Source organism: Bacillus spizizenii TU-B-10 (assembly GCF_000227465.1).
In the GTDB taxonomy this organism is placed as follows: Bacteria; Bacillota; Bacilli; order Bacillales; family Bacillaceae; genus Bacillus; species Bacillus spizizenii.
This window is the reverse complement of sequence record NC_016047.1, coordinates 1,434,618-1,449,481: the sequence shown is the minus strand read 5'-3', so window position 1 is coordinate 1,449,481 and position 14,864 is coordinate 1,434,618. Positions and strand designations below refer to the sequence as shown.

The following is a 14,864-nucleotide window of genomic DNA, read 5'->3' as shown; positions in this document are numbered from 1 at the left end:
TTACACCACCTCAAAAGTAAATCTGAAATCGAGTGTTCTGTTTTCGCTGACGTCCAGGTCTGTTTTTCTTTCTGTAATGATGTTGCCCAGTTCGTCAAAAATTTGTACCGTTTCGATATGCTTGATGTCTTCCTCACGTTTTGTCAGAACGGTGACTGTCGCTCCGTCAATGGAGAGCTCTACTATTTCTGTTTTTTGTCCGTTAAGCAGCACGTGAGCAATTCTGCTTTTTAGATCAGCAGCTGTACGTTCTCTGTATATGGTTGAAATCAAGTTAAAACCACCTCATTGTTGTTAAGGGTGACAGAATAACCGACTTTCAGCTCACTGGCTGTTCGGTATCTGCGGTGATTCAGGATAACTGTATCTTTGATTTGAATCGTCTCATTTAATCCGCCTCTGAGCGTATACGCCAAATGAGCGGGCTTCATGTTTTCGATGACTTCGATCAGTTCATTCATGTGCTGAAGGTCATCAACATTGATATCTACGTTAAATCGGTATTCGCCGGGCAGCAGGCGGATCTGTGCAGACGGTTTTTTTAAGAAACGATTCACGGCCTGCTCAATGGCCCTGTAGGTGATTGGCGGGATGTTCGACATTTTAGAAATGAGCCGCAATCGTCTGATTTCATCGGTGTCACCTGATTCCCGCGGCACGTTTAAAATCTTTTCCCAGCGGCTGAGCCCCCATGTCGCTGTCGGTACAAATAGCTGATCCGTCAGATCAAATATGCTGTTATTCTGTTTATCAAACTCAGGCGCTTCCGCTTTCAGCAGCTCAGCCATTTCTTTAAGGCTGGTGAGAAACGGAGGCAGATACGCTGTCATGTCATCTTGTTTGCTCAATGATCTTCACCTGCCCAAGCTTAGGAATTTCCACGTCGCTCAGCACCAAATTTTCGGAGGTGCCGTTGATTTTAATGTTGGAATAATCACTGACTGACGGTGAATTATAGACGATATTGTTAATTTGAGAAAGGCGGATGACGTTGTCTTCGAACGCCATTTTTTTAAAGAGATTTAAAACGCCCTCTTCAATTTCTGACTTCACTTCATCAATTGAGTGATTGATCTCAGGCAGCACTTCGGCAGAAATCTCAACTTCCTTCCAAACGGCGCTTTCTACTGTGACAACGGCTCCGATTGGCGCCTGCCCCTCCCCTTGTCCTGGTTCAGGGTCGATATAATCTTTCACTTTTTGAATTAAGATACTGGAAGCCGGCTCAAGATTCGCATTCGTGACGACAATTTTGACCGTGCCGTCTCCGTTCCAAAGCGGGAAGATCTTTGCTTTTCCAACACCGTCCACTTCTTCAGCCCACTCTTTATAGTGCATTTTGTTAGCGCTGACAGCCTCGCGCCTAACCCTTGTAAAATACCGTTCTCTTAAGCTGTCATCTCCTTCTTCCTCTCGCCCCGGGATCAGGATTTCTTTGACAATGGCTGTTTCTAATCCGGGAATGGTATCCAGCGACAGTAAATTGCGTCCGGTCAGATTGGCGTTTCCTGCTTCACCAGGTGTTTCACAGATGAGCGTCCCGTCCGCCGTATATTGAAAATAAAGATTATCCACATAGAAGCGGGAGCCCACAGGAATGGTAATCCCAGACGTAAACTCTCCCGCTCTGACCGCCTTTGTCGCGGCTGTCCGTTCAATCCCAGCTTCCGCTGCACGCCGGTCTAAAAATTCGCCTTGCGCGGTATCAGAGAAGACTAGCTCAAGCACTGTATCCAGCCATATATATGACTTCGCAAGCTCGGCTGCCGCCGGAGCTAAGGCATTATAAATGACGCTGCCTTCTCTTGTGTCAATATCTGCGGAGATGCTGTTCAGCATACGCTCCATAATCTCTTCAAAGGTCTGATCTTCAAACATCTTCGCCGATCACCTCCTCAATCTCAAGCGTCCCTTCATCTGTCTCCACCAAAAAGGAAACATGAAACGCATCGCCTTGTTTTTCTATCTCAAAATCGGTTACAGCAGATATCCGGTCGTCATAAACCAGTGCCTCTTCTATCAGCCTCGGAATCTCCATTTTTTTGTAGGCATCAGTCGTCTCATGATCTGCAAGCACGTCCTGAAGCTCATTTCCGACATTATGACTGTATACGGAGTACGCATATCGTTCTGTTTGTAAGGCGATATACACGAACTGTCTGATCGCTTCAAGTCCGGTAATCAGTTCATTTGTAATTCTTCCGTTTTCAAAATCTATTTTGTATGTTTTAGAGGTTTCAATGACTTCGCTGTCATCTTCGATATCCTCAAACTCCACTTCTGGTGTCAGGGCCATGATGCCCACTCCTTTTTACAAGCTAAATAAAAACCCCTTCATACGAAGCGGTTTGTCTATACTTTATCTAAAATAAAAAACGATTGCCCGCCAGTCAGAGCCGCGGTCATGACGCGATCCCCCGGCTCGAGTGCATCTTCTCCTCCGGACTGCATTCGTTTTGGGATGATGATGGCGTCAGCCGGTATGATCAGTTTGCTGTTTTCTTTTAATTTGATTTCAACTGGAGAAACCGAAACCACCTCAGCCGGCAGCAGCTCCACCGGAGACTCAGCGTCAACTGCGCCAACGGCCAAATGTTTAATAGCCTCACTCAATCTCATCAGGAAACTCCTTCCGGCATCGTATTCTTTTCGACAACATCAATGGTCATCGTATGTTTCGTTCCTTTAAACTCGTGCCGGTCCGTATCCACCCAGTAGGTTTTCTTGATCCCGGCCTCCGGTATGGAAATATAGACAGGCAAACCGCTTTGCACTTCTGGGATGCCGACTGCCTGAATATTTTTCAGTTCTTTTTTCACGCCCTTTTTTTCAGCAAGGCGCACATCTGCCCGCTGCTGAAGCTGTGCCTGGTTGATGTCATCAGTGACCGTTTCCGTATATTGAAGCACACCGTATTTGTTTACGCCTGAACTGTCCTTGGCAGAGGCTTTATACGTCTTATTGTCCTTCTGCCGGCGGAGCACCACCCGTGTGGCAGTGTCGTTTATAGAAGTGCTGAATTGGTAGCCCGTGATGTTGACGCCTGTTTCTAGCACCCATACCTCTGACGGATCTGGCCAAGCGCGCAGACCGAGCTTTCCTTTTTCCGAATACAGCTGATAATGTCGTCCCGTCTGGCTTTTCGTCTGTTTCAACGCTTTTAGTATGATGTCATACAGGGTCGTATCATTTTTAATAACAAGGCTTTTAATCGTATGGCCTGTGTTCGCAATCGAGGTCGTCGGTATTTGAAAATCATTGGCGATCCTTTTGATCATCTGATCAGCGCGCTGATTGGAAAACACGTAAACATCCTGATTTTTGACCAGGTACTGAAGCATATCGTATGCGCTGAAAGCAAGCGTATGCTCGTCCGGGGTTCTTGCAAAAACAATGCCCCGAAAAAGCTCTTTTCCCTTCCACTTAAATAAGACCGTATCTCCTTCAGTGACGCTGTAATACGTCTGATCGCCCTGTTTGATGACGATGGTCGCTTCAATGGAGCGCGGCGCCTGATAACGGTGGCCTTCCAGCGATACGCTTTCTGCAACCAGCTCAAGCCACTCTGTGTCTTTAATGACGAACAGTTCAATCATCATACATCACCTGTTTCATTGCGGTATCTTTAATTTTTGGCCGGGAAAAATCCAGTGGCCCGGCTGCCTGATATTTCGTTTGCTTCGTTTAATCATTGCTGTTTTATTGGCGTTCCAAATTTTGCGCCATTGCGTGCTGTTCCCGTAAAACCTGCCGGCAATGTCCCACAGCGTGTCTCCCTTTTTCACTGTATAGGTTTTCGGAGATGCCTTCGACGGCCGTTTTGCCTTTGTTTTTTTCTTCTGCTTGATTTTTCGGGGGGAAGCGGTTTTGTATTCTTTTAGTACAATATCAAAATCCCTATCTCCTATCTCATTGTCTCCTTCACTGTATTTAAGGCTTTCAATGCTGCATGTCATATTGATTTTTGTTCCCGTAATTAAAAATTGGACAGATTTTTTAGCTTTCATCCATTTTTCAATTTTCGCAATGGCATTTTCCGGAGACGGGAGATTTTGATATTCAGCTATCGGCGTATACTTTTTTGGAAAAAAAGAAGAAAATGAAATTTCTTTCGCTCCGGGTTCTTCAATAAACGTTAGTTCACCAAGTCCTGTTATCTTTACTGAGTCATTTTGTACACTATTCGCTATGTCAATCGCTTCAGGAAGAATAGGGAATCGCAGCTTTTCTTTTCCCTGTGATATCCAAAATTCATAGACAGACTTAGTCAAAAGCCACGACCCCCTTTGATCCGGTGTTAATGTCTTTTTGTAATTCATCAAGTAATGCCTGCTTGATTTTTGCTACTAGGCTGTCAGCATCCTGTTCATTATGGAAATGCTGATCGCCGTTAAACTCAATCTTAATTTTTTTCGTTCCGACTGTGTGTATCGTCTGCCGGGTTCCAGAGGTAACGGCTGAAACTTGTCCTGAAGAAAGCTCAGACTGCTGGGATTGAGATGGATCTGTCACTTCCATACCAAGAGCTTGCGCCGCTTTCTGAAGGAGGTAGCGACCGCGTATGCCCCGCTCCTCCGGAATGATCCATTCCCGCTTGTTTCCTTCACCGACACGGGCAATTTGTTCTTTTGTAATCAGCCCGCCGTTGGCATATCCAACATACGGTCCGCCATGATTCAAGCTTTTAATCCCCGGTACATTGTGGATTGACCCATATCTGCTTTTAATGTAGCCGATCGCAGCAGCTGCGTTGTGAATCGGGTTTTTAATGTTACCCATACCTGGTGCTTTATGATCATTAAAGGTGCTTGGGATCGTCTGCATGAGCCCTTGTGACGGATGCCCCGCTTTTGCGTTGCTGTCCCACAGGTTGATTGCGTTCGGGTTGCCTCCGGATTCATGCTGTGCAATTGTCATTAGTCCCGGAAGCCAGCTCATCGGTGTCTTTGTGGCCATGAGAGCAGCCATAATCCACTGTTTCACATTCCCGCTCATAGCGCCCATCCCTGAATAAGCAGCAGCCAGTGATCCAGCTTGTTTTTCAGCATATTTCTTTACATCTACTGATCCAAGACCTTTGACAACACCGATTGAAGCAAAACGCCCCAGGCTCATCATGACGCGGGAAGGTGAATGGATATCTAATTCCTCACGAAAAGCCTGTTCCACTCTCTTCGCCATATCCTTTGCAGCTTGTTTTACTTCACTGGATTTAGAATTCATGCCTGTCACAAAGTTTCCAACCATGCCTGAACCCCAGCTGTTGGATGTGTCTTTTGAACGCAGGAACGGTTTGTCAACATGTGTGCTGACATACTGTGCTGTCCCTGTTTGAGTTGAGTTTTGCCCTTGTGCAAAGCCTTTGACCGTTCCTGTGCCCCATGAGGACGATTTGTTCACAGTAGCTTGGAACGGCGTTTTAACTTTGGATTGCAAAAAGCCATCTGTTCCGGTTGCAGTGCCGTTTTGACCCTTGGCATAGCCGCTCACCATTTGTTTTCCGTAATTTGGTGAAGAAGAAATCATTTGTGTAAATGGCGTATTGATGTTTTTCTTTTTCCAATCTTCCATTTTGACTGGCTGATTGCTGATGCCTTTACCAAAGCCTTCTGAAAATTGCTGTCCGAGTGTGGACGCTTGGCCTGTAAGATTTGCAGTGTCCATTGATGGAGAGGCTGATCCTGCTAACGGACTGGAAGCGGCTCCTCCTGCTGAAACAGATGATACCGGATTTCCACCAGAAGACGAGGCGGCTCCCATGTCGTCTACGACTTGCATACCCAGCTTAGACGCCGCTTGTGAAAGAAGCATCTTCCCCCGGCCTCGGTTGTTATCAACCGGGATAACGAATTCCTTGCCGGCTTCACCGATCCAAGAGATGGTTGGTTTGGTGATGTAGCCGCCTGTGGCATTTTTATCCGGATCCTTACCTTTATTCGGATCTCCGCCGCCGGTTACAAAATTAATCACTTTACTAGCTACGCCGCCAGCTTTATCCCAAATTTGCTTCACCCAGCCGAACGCTTTAGAAAAAGCATCTGAAATGGTTTCTCCGACCTTTGTAAGAGGTTCTTGAATATTCTTTTTAAACCAGCCGCTCAGACCCTTCCAAATGTTCTTGACGGTGTCTAAAGCTTTTTTGAAAGCATCGGATATTCCCTTGCCTACATCTAAGACTGTATTTTTCACCGGGTTCCAGACTGTATCCATGAACCATCCTGATACCGTACTGAACACACTCTTAATTTTAGTCCAAGCGCCGGTCATTTTATCCCAGATTGTGGTTGCCGCTCCGATAACAGCGGATTTGACTGGCCCCCACACATTGCTCATAAACCATGAAGCAACTGTACTGAACACATTTTTAATCGTCGTCCATGCGTTTACAATTTTAGACCATATGGCTGTGGCCACACCAACAACCGCGGATGACACCGGTGTCCAAACATTGTCCATAAACCATGTTGATACGGTACTGAAAATTGTTTGTATCGTTGTCCATGCGTTTACGAGGTTTGACCATATACTTGTAGCCACCCCCATAACCGCGGATGACACTGGTGTCCAAACATTGTCCGTAAACCATGTTGATACAGTTCCCCAAGTACCCTGAATGGCAGACCAGGCATTTTGCGCACCCTCTGTAATGCTGTTCCATGTATCATTTAGAGCGCCGGCATCAATTGCCTTCCCTAAACTTTCACCACCGAAAGTGCCGGCAATTCCTCCTACAACACCGCCAATAGCGGTTCCGACTCCCGGCACAACGCTTCCAATAGCCGCTCCGGCAGCTGCTCCTGCCAAACCTCCGCCGGCTGAACCTACCTTTTCACCGGCATTATCCTTGTTGATTCCGGCTAGGTCAGTAAGAGACAAAATTTCGCCTAATCCCGGTATTCCTTTTGCGGCTCCTTTTAAGCCCTTCAGTCCGCCCTTCAAACCTTTTGATTCTCCCAATGTTTTCAGCAGGCCTGAAAAACCTTTGCCTGATGTGCCTTTAGCTGCTTTTGCCGATTTAGGCGTATTCACAGGATTTGTATTATTGCCTTTGTTTGATGAACCGTTTCTATTTTTGACTTTTTTGCTTTTGCCTGTACTGATTCCGGCACAGCAGCATCCGCAAGCCCCGCCCCATTTGCCGCCTGACTTCTTCGATTTAGAACCTGACGCTTTTTGATTCATAGAAGGTTTTTTAGTGCGGTTTGAGTTGTTAGAAGTAGAGTTCTTTGTATTGGCTTTTGAGGCTTTTTGTTTGCCTTTGCTTCCGCTGGATTTGCCGCCAAGCAGTCCTCCAATATCCAGATTCCCTAGCTTTTCAGCAATGCCTTTTATAATCTTTTCAAAAAACTCTCCCACTTTTTCAATAATTTTATCAGGGCTGAATTTCTCAAATTTTTTCGCGATTTTTGAGATAATATTATCAAAAAACTTTTCCGCTTTATTGGCGATTTTATCCGGGTTCAGGAAATTGAATTTTTCTGAGATTTTGTCAACAATATTTGTTACAAAGTCTTCTGCTTTAGTGATAATCGCGTCCGGACTAAATTTGCTCACGACATCGTCCACTTTTTTCATAAAGGATTCTGTAAACTTGTCTAGTTCGTTAAAAATGGTTTCCGGGCTAAATTTGCTTACAATATCATCTACTTTTTTCATAAAGGACTCTGTAAATTTGTCCAGCTGCTTAAAAATGGCTTCAGGACTGAATTTGCTTACGATTTCGTCTACTTTCTTCATAAATGAGCCTGTGAATTTGTCCAGCTGCTTAAAAATGGCTTCAGGACTGAATTTACTTGCAATTTCGTCTACTTTTTTCATAAATGAGCCTGTGAATTTGTCCAGCTGCTTAAAAATAGCTTCAGGACTGAATTTACTTGCAATTTCGTCTACTTTCTTCATAAATGAGCCTGTGAATTTGTCCAGCTGCTTAAAAATGGCTTCAGGACTGAATTTACTTGCAATTTCGTCTACTTTCTTCATAAATGAGCCTGTAAACTTGTCCAGCTGTTTTAGAAGCGTCTCCGGACTGAACTTCGTAGCGATTGCGTCCACCTTACTCATGAACGATGTTGTAAACTTATCCAACTGTGCCAGAATCGTTTCTGGGCTGAACTTTGTCGCAATTGCATCCACCTTGCTCATGAACGATGTTGTAAACTTATCCAGCTGTGCCAGAATCGTTTCTGGGCTGAACTTTGTCGCAATTGCATCCACCTTGCTCATGAACGATGTTGTAAACTTATCCAGCTGTGCCAGAATCGTTTCTGGGCTGAACTTTGTCGCAATTGCATCCACCTTGCTCATGAACGATGTTGTAAACTTATCCAGCTGTGCCAAAATCGTTTCTGGACTGAACTTTGTCGCAATTGCATCCACCTTACTCATAAATGATGTTGTGAATTTGTCCAGCTCTGTCAGGATTGTTTCCGGGCTGAATTTTGTGGCGATCTCATCCACCTTACTCATAAATGATGTTGTGAACTTGTCCAGCTCTGTCAGGATTGTTTCCGGGCTGAATTTTGTGGCGATCTCATCCACCTTATTCATGAACGATGTTGTAAATTTATCCAGCTCTGTCAAGATTGTTTCCGGGCTGAATTTTGTGGCGATCTCATCCACCTTACTCATAAATGATGTTGTGAACTTGTCCAGCTCTGTCAGGATTGTTTCCGGGCTGAATTTTGTGGCGATCTCATCCACTTTTTCCATGAATGATGCAGCAAATTTGTCCAGTGCTGTCAAAATCGTTTCTGGATCAAACATGCTTGCAATATCACCTGTATTTCCTCCAGCTGAAGGGGTTGCTTTATCGGGTGAACCTGAGCTTCTCATGCTGTCAATTCTTTTCTGCAATGAATCTAGCTTATCTGACACCTTGTCATTAATAGCCAGCTCCAATTTGTTGTCTGTTCCTGTTAAGGCATCAATACCGGCTGAAATGCGACCGACTGTTTTCATGACGTGATCAATCACGCGTATTGTAACAGAGTAACCATTTTTAAGTGCGGTTTCCATATAACGCTTTATTTTTTGCACAGCCGGCGAAACTTGATCTTCTGCACTCAACGTGATCGTAAAACCTTTAAAACCTGCAACGAGCTCTCTTAATCGTTCAAATCTTTCTGTTGCTTGATCACTAGCGCCGATTTTAATAGATACGGATGCCGGCAATCCCTGCAATTGAGTTTGAACCTGCTGAATGACAGTGCTGGCGTTATCCTCAGCTGAGATGGAAATCATTTGAGAACCAAGCTTTTTCTTTAGAGATTTTTGTATGCGGTCAATAGTTCTTAATATAGTTTTACTATCTTTTCGTATATCGATAGCGCTTTTTCGCTGCGCCATTTTTCTATATTTTTCAAGCGCTCTAAATCCATTTTGTATCTTTCTTAATTTTTTGCTTACACGGTCTTCCATATCAAATCTTGCTGTCAGCTTTGCCAATTACGATGCCCCTCCCTTCTTTGCTTGTTTTTCAAGGAGATCCAGCTTATATCCAATCAGTCCATACAAAAGCGCCTTAAAGTTTCTGGGCGCTTCATACAGTTTTAATAAATCTGATGGAGAATAATGAAGCTCGTGCATCGCATAGTAGAGGTACACGGCTTCTTTATGCCCATCCTTGATTAGTTTTTTACTTCTTCTTCCAGATCCTCTAATTCATCTTCGAATCCATTAATCTCAATCGCTTTGTTGAGCCAGTTTGCGTATTCGCCTCCTACAGACAGGACACGTTTCGCAACTTCTACCGGGTCAGCCGTTTTGTAAGCTTCTCGAAGATCTTTTGAACGGAAGTCAGGGTAAACGGTTGATTCAACTGCGATTCGGGCATAAAAGCGCTGGCTGTCTAAATCCTTTACACGGCCTCTGCCTTTGACATTTTTATACGTTGTTGTTTCTTTTTCCAATTCATCAATGCGCTCCGTCGTAATCGCTTTAAAAATAAATGGCACGATATTCCCTTTTTTATCAACAAAACGCTTTGAGATCGGCACTTTGATTTCCTCAGCTTCAATTGTTTTTCCCGGCATAAAAAAGGAAAGATCATATACGTTTTCGTTCTTCTCGCTCATGTAAAAAACTCCCTTATCTCTTTTAATAGATTTCATCATGTAAAAAACAGACCTTTCTGAGAAAGGTCTGCGTATGGCTCGTTCAGCTTTGATTAAAACGTGTCAGAAAGCTTTTCAGGCACGTCGAAGTCTTCGAATGTAAATGGAACTTCTTCCTCTAGCGCTTCTGAATCGACATCAAGGCTTGCGATTTTGGCAGAGTCAAAGTTGACGTCGTACAGCGTGACTCGCTCTGTGCCTCGTCCGGAGGACTTATCATCCAGCACAGCTTGCAGCGTAAAGTAAGGATCACTGCCTTTTTTGACATAGTCCATCATCAGAATCACGAATTTTGATGTGACTTTATAAAACGTTGCTGTTCCAGTTCCGTTTGCCCCTGTTGTTTTATGGCCTGTCATGCGGCGGCCCATAATGTTTACTTCAGACTTGTTTTTCTCCACATTTGCTTCAAATGTTTTGATGTGCGCCATTTCTTCACCATCGAGAAATAAGCGGCCTTCTTTTCCTGAGATTGTGTTCTGTGCTTTTAATGCCATATTAGTTTACCTCCACATTAAAGTAGAATTTTTCTGCTGCGTCGACAGGCTGTACAGCCAGGTCAATCAAGAAGCCGTCACGGTCTTCATTCATTGAAATTGTGATATCTTCATCAGAATCAAAGCCAGTGATGCCGCCAGCATCCTGAAGAGTTGTCATATATTGCGTGATCATCGTTTTCACATATTGAAGTCCGTCTTCAGACGCCGGAATATCGCTTCCGCTGCCTTTTCTTGATTTAATTAAGGCTTTCAGTTCGCGTGTTAAATCATTATTCACAGCGTCCAGGACACGTACGATTTTGTTTTTCGCAAATTTTTTGTTTTTCTCAGCTGTGAACGTAACGAGTGAGTTAATGTCCTTTTCTACGCTGACAGATTTATCGCGGGCGTCGAATGTGAATAAAAATTCTCCTTTGCCCAGGCGTTCAACAATCGTATCGTGGTCAAGGCGGTGTAACACATCAACGGCGCCTTCGTACTCTACAAATGTAAGTGATTGATTAAAGGTTGCTCCTGCACTCGCTCCAGCTACCCAAGCCGTTGCTTTGTCTGGCGTAACTTCCGTGCCATCTTCCAGCAGCACACCTTCCGTTACGTTGATGATGCCTTCATAGTCACCTGCATAATTGGCTGTGACCCCTTGCACTTTTTGTCCTTGGCCGTCGCGAAGACGCTTAATGAAAGCAGCAAATGTCGCCTTCAGCTGATCACCTTCCGCAACAGGCAGCACAATCACATCAAAGTTCTCCGTTTCAGCCGCGGCTAAGAAATCTGTATAGTCGGAGTTGACAGGAGCTTTATCCGTACCGCCGGATAAACGGATTCCTGCAGATGCATTCAATGTCTCAGCTGAAGTGTCTCCTTCTGATCCAGTGAGCGGAATCGTCGAAGAAAGATCGCCTGTTCCAGTAAAGGTGACATAGCCGTTAGCTGTTAATTCTTCAGCCTTTTTGACGGTTTGTTTATCAACCTCTGATTCATCCATATACGTTGTTACATCAAAAGAAGCAGCATCCAGCACATTTGGATTAATGCGGATGATAATGTCATTTCCTTTTGTTCCGCCATATACCGCAGTGGCTTTGACGCCTTCAGCAATATCAGCAGACGCTCGGACACCTTCGGTTAGACGGTACATCAATACCGTTTTCGCATTTTTCTTTGCTTCACGCAAAAGCAATAAAGATGGATCATCAATGCTGAGGCCCACTTTTTTGTTGAGATCCTCAACGCTGGAAATGGAGACGAACGTTTTCGCTTCGCCCCAGCTTGATGCAACCGGAAGTGCGACTGTCCCCCGTTCACCGAGTGACACCCGCTCCTGCGCTGTCGTTTTAAAGTTAAAATAAATGCCTGCACGTTCTTTTTCTTTGCCTGTTGTAAATGTTCCGCCATTCATGATGACATGACCTCCTTGGTTAGAAATGTTTGAATCAATTGACTGGCTTCTGATTTCGTCATACGTGTTTGATCCACGCCAAATAAAGCCCCCTGAAGGATATCCGGCTTAACGCCAAACAGCTCCTTCGCGTGCTTAATCAAATCCGCTGTATCAAAAAGAGCTTCCCGGCTCTCCGTATGTACAGCCTTCTTCTGTTGTTTGTTCTTTGCCACCGCTTATTTCACCCCGCTGTTCATGTCGATATCCTGTAAGACAGGCTGTTCTGTTTTGTGATAATAATATCGGCTGCTCCACCTGATCACCATGACCGCCTCGCCCCTGTCTCCTACCCTTGTCTCAATTCGGGTAACGCGAACCATATCCCCCGTCTTCTCACCGGATTCACTGAGCAGCGGAACCATATTTCTCACTTCTCTGATGGCATCCGCGAGCCTGTCCGCTTCATCCAGCGCCTGAACGGAGTCATGATGAAACAGCTTCACATTGAGACTGTAGGTTTTTTTAAATGTGGAGACCGTATCTGTTTCCTCGAAAACAGATGGCGATGGGACGTATAACGACGGCACCTGAAATTGATCAGGCAGCTCACGTTCATAAATGGGAACAGACCACCGGCTGTACAAAAACGCCATGATCGATCCTGTTTCGCTGTTCATCCTGCTCCTCCTTTACAGCTTCTTCAGCCAATGGCGCAATTTGCTTTCCAGCGATTTTTCAAACAGCTGTTCATATAAAAGCAGCGCATGATCCCAGTAGCTCGTGCCCGGGATCCATTTTTTCTTGAGCGCCATTCCCGTTGAAGCCGCGGGATCATAAATAAACCGCGAGCCTTGGAAATGCCCCGGCACCCATCTCACATCTTGTTTTGACGTCCAATGGCCGTCATTAAGAAATGAGGCGTAATCAAGCTGTGTACCCACCTCAAGCGATAGCCCGCCGCTTTGCACAATCCAGAGATTGTCTTCGGCGCCTTTCTCGAACGAGCTGAGCAGTTTTTCTGTATCAATCGTTTGTGTGCTGATGAGTTCAGATTGGACGATCTCCAGAAAATCTTGCCCGCACTCCTCAAGCCACCGGGATGCCTGACGTGAAAAGCCGCCTGATGCCGCTTTTTTTAATGACGTGTTTAGCTGTTTCAGTCCCGCTATTTTCATAGGCTTTCATCCCTGACCGCGATGACTTCCCAATGATGATGTCTGATCTTTTTCGGCAGCTTTAGTATATATTTATGATTCTCCCAAATGATTTTATCGTTCACGCGGATGTCCGCTGACAACGGAAAATGGACGAGAAAGCTGTGATATACAGTTTGATCCGGCTCCTCCTGGGTCAGCTGCTGGTTTTTTTCAGAAAAATAGCAAGGGACACCTTGTTCATCGGGTGTGTCCGGATATGAAATCACCGGCTGCAGCTTGGCTGCCGGAATCCCGAATCGGCCTGCAGACGGCGCTTGCGCCGCTTCATGATAAATGTCGCAGCGGTGAATGAGCATCTGCTGATAACTCATAAAGACCTCACCTTCAGTCTGGAAGATTCAGGGACGTAGCCCGGTATGATAAACTCTTCGAGCAAATGATACACCTCTGGCCGCTGAATGCCGTCTTCTCCAGAAATCGTGTACGAATAATCCCCCATTTTTTCAGACTGATAGCTTGATGATGCTGATTCATCGCTATTTACAAGCGCAAAATACTGGGCAAGCTTCAGCAAAGCCAATTTCGCCTTGTTGGGCAGCGGATCATAAACGCTGTCTTCAAAGCAGTGGCCCGTGATGAGAGCCGCTTCCGCTTCCGCCTCAATGATATCCTGCGCCAGCAATTCTTCCGGCCTGTTTTTCACCCGAGCATAGACCGAATAGGAGGCTACGTCAGATGGTTCAATGAGCATGAGCTGACCACCTCGTTTCTATTATTCTTTTACGTTAATTAATTTCGCACAGGCATCCTCTTCTTCGAACTTGCTGTCCAGCTTGGCCGTTAAGACAATAATGAATTTACGGGAGCGGATGTCTTTGTCGACTTCAATTCGGATATTGCGGGAGAAGCCGAGAATGATATTTTTCGGATGTGTGAGAATGATATCAGAAGCGTCATATTGCGCATCTCCCTCACCGACTGTGTACGGCTGAATATTGGATACCCCTTTAACCGGTACGCCGAATGCTGTTGATAAACCACCCTGAACAGCCAGGTCCCCAAGGTTTGTCTGGCGGTCTGCCACACGGTCCTTCCATTCAACTTCTAAGCCGTGAGACGTATAGAATCTGAATTCTTGAGGAATACGCAAATATTTCGGCGGAACAGCCTTTAAGCCTTTCTTGAATGTCGCTCTGGACAGTTCTTCACCGTTCATGTCAACGATGTGGGACACCGCTTGTTTGCGGATGCCGTCCAGCTGTGCCAGATACGGATCAGCTGATGCTGTATCGCCGTTTACAATCAGCTCTTCAATATCAACGGCTGCGCGCTCTGCTAAAATTTGCATGATCGTCTGCTGTAGGCCGTCTTTTTCAATATTGTTTTCGAGTGTGTCATACGTAATGTTGATTTCCGCAATGACTTCTTTCGTGTTCAGCTGGACAGTGCTTGTCGTTGGAACTGTCAGCTCGTCGTTTGATAGTGCTTTTCCTTCTTGAGCAGCCCGCAGAATACGCTGGCCGAACCCGATTTTCTCAAATTTTTGCGAGTCATTTTCCATTTGAATCACGCGGGATTCACTAAAAATGGTCGGCGTGTTTTGCACCATGCGGATAAAAGCCGATGCTTGCGCAGGATTCATAAGCCCCCCGCTTTTTAAAGCAGAAAGCGACATTTCCGCTTTCCGAATGATCTCTTGATTTCTCAATTGATT

18 protein-coding genes are annotated in these 14,864 nt (G+C 45.3%); all 18 read right to left on the bottom strand.

Features of this window, described 5'->3' with window-relative positions:
* Positions 1 to 273, bottom strand: a complete 273-nt coding sequence (locus GYO_RS29245; protein WP_014113490.1) for a hypothetical protein — start codon at positions 271 to 273, stop codon at positions 1 to 3.
* Positions 270 to 848, bottom strand: a complete 579-nt coding sequence (locus GYO_RS29240) for a YmfQ family protein (protein ID WP_014113489.1) — start codon at positions 846 to 848, stop codon at positions 270 to 272. The genes GYO_RS29245 and GYO_RS29240 overlap by 4 nt, the downstream gene beginning before the upstream one ends.
* On the bottom strand, positions 832 to 1,878 hold the full coding sequence (locus GYO_RS29235; protein ID WP_014113488.1) for a baseplate J/gp47 family protein: 1,047 nt from the start codon (positions 1,876 to 1,878) through the stop codon (positions 832 to 834). Before GYO_RS29235 ends, GYO_RS29240 begins: the two co-directional genes overlap by 17 nt.
* A complete protein-coding gene (locus GYO_RS29230; protein WP_014113487.1) occupies positions 1,871 to 2,296 on the bottom strand; it encodes a DUF2634 domain-containing protein in 426 nt (141 codons plus the stop codon). Before GYO_RS29230 ends, GYO_RS29235 begins: the two co-directional genes overlap by 8 nt.
* 56 nt (positions 2,297 to 2,352) lie before the next feature.
* The gene (locus GYO_RS29225) at positions 2,353 to 2,619 is read right to left on the bottom strand and encodes a DUF2577 family protein (RefSeq protein ID WP_014113486.1); all 267 of its coding nucleotides are present in this window, start codon (positions 2,617 to 2,619) and stop codon (positions 2,353 to 2,355) included.
* Entirely contained in the window at positions 2,619 to 3,596 is a 978-nt protein-coding gene (locus GYO_RS29220) for an XkdQ/YqbQ family protein (protein WP_014113485.1), read from the bottom strand. Before GYO_RS29220 ends, GYO_RS29225 begins: the two co-directional genes overlap by 1 nt.
* 15 nt (positions 3,597 to 3,611) lie before the next feature.
* Positions 3,612 to 4,271, bottom strand: coding sequence for a LysM peptidoglycan-binding domain-containing protein (locus GYO_RS29215; protein ID WP_014113484.1), 660 nt, complete (start codon positions 4,269 to 4,271; stop codon positions 3,612 to 3,614).
* Positions 4,264 to 8,763 (bottom strand): transglycosylase SLT domain-containing protein, encoded by a 4,500-nt coding sequence (locus tag GYO_RS29210; protein WP_374188609.1) that lies wholly within the window; start codon positions 8,761 to 8,763, stop codon positions 4,264 to 4,266. Before GYO_RS29210 ends, GYO_RS29215 begins: the two co-directional genes overlap by 8 nt.
* 681 nt (positions 8,764 to 9,444) lie before the next feature.
* The gene (locus GYO_RS29205; protein WP_080010069.1) at positions 9,445 to 9,585 is read right to left on the bottom strand and encodes a hypothetical protein; all 141 of its coding nucleotides are present in this window, start codon (positions 9,583 to 9,585) and stop codon (positions 9,445 to 9,447) included.
* Between the two features lie 41 nt (positions 9,586 to 9,626).
* Complete coding sequence (locus GYO_RS29200) at positions 9,627 to 10,073, bottom strand: phage tail assembly chaperone (RefSeq protein ID WP_014113481.1); 447 nt, start codon at positions 10,071 to 10,073, stop codon at positions 9,627 to 9,629.
* A gap of 92 nt (positions 10,074 to 10,165) precedes the next feature.
* Positions 10,166 to 10,609 carry a phage tail tube protein gene (locus GYO_RS29195; RefSeq protein WP_003220592.1) on the bottom strand — a complete coding sequence of 148 codons (444 nt, stop codon included), beginning with the start codon at positions 10,607 to 10,609 and terminating at the stop codon, positions 10,166 to 10,168.
* A gap of 1 nt (position 10,610) precedes the next feature.
* The gene (locus GYO_RS29190; RefSeq protein ID WP_003220591.1) at positions 10,611 to 12,011 is read right to left on the bottom strand and encodes a phage tail sheath family protein; all 1,401 of its coding nucleotides are present in this window, start codon (positions 12,009 to 12,011) and stop codon (positions 10,611 to 10,613) included.
* A complete protein-coding gene (locus tag GYO_RS29185) occupies positions 12,008 to 12,226 on the bottom strand; it encodes a YqzN/YkzM domain-containing protein (RefSeq protein WP_014113480.1) in 219 nt (72 codons plus the stop codon). Before GYO_RS29185 ends, GYO_RS29190 begins: the two co-directional genes overlap by 4 nt.
* 3 nt (positions 12,227 to 12,229) lie before the next feature.
* A complete protein-coding gene (locus GYO_RS29180; protein ID WP_014113479.1) occupies positions 12,230 to 12,670 on the bottom strand; it encodes a phage tail terminator family protein in 441 nt (146 codons plus the stop codon).
* Positions 12,671 to 12,682: 12 nt separating this feature from the next.
* Positions 12,683 to 13,168 carry an HK97 gp10 family phage protein gene (locus GYO_RS29175; RefSeq protein ID WP_014113478.1) on the bottom strand — a complete coding sequence of 162 codons (486 nt, stop codon included), beginning with the start codon at positions 13,166 to 13,168 and terminating at the stop codon, positions 12,683 to 12,685.
* Positions 13,165 to 13,521 (bottom strand): YqbH/XkdH family protein, encoded by a 357-nt coding sequence (locus tag GYO_RS29170; RefSeq protein ID WP_014113477.1) that lies wholly within the window; start codon positions 13,519 to 13,521, stop codon positions 13,165 to 13,167. The genes GYO_RS29175 and GYO_RS29170 overlap by 4 nt, the downstream gene beginning before the upstream one ends.
* Complete coding sequence (gene yqbG, locus GYO_RS29165) at positions 13,518 to 13,901, bottom strand: protein YqbG (protein WP_014113476.1); 384 nt, start codon at positions 13,899 to 13,901, stop codon at positions 13,518 to 13,520. The genes GYO_RS29170 and yqbG overlap by 4 nt, the downstream gene beginning before the upstream one ends.
* A gap of 21 nt (positions 13,902 to 13,922) precedes the next feature.
* A complete protein-coding gene (locus GYO_RS29160) occupies positions 13,923 to 14,858 on the bottom strand; it encodes a phage major capsid protein (RefSeq protein WP_003220578.1) in 936 nt (311 codons plus the stop codon).
* Positions 14,859 to 14,864: the final 6 nt, after the last annotated feature.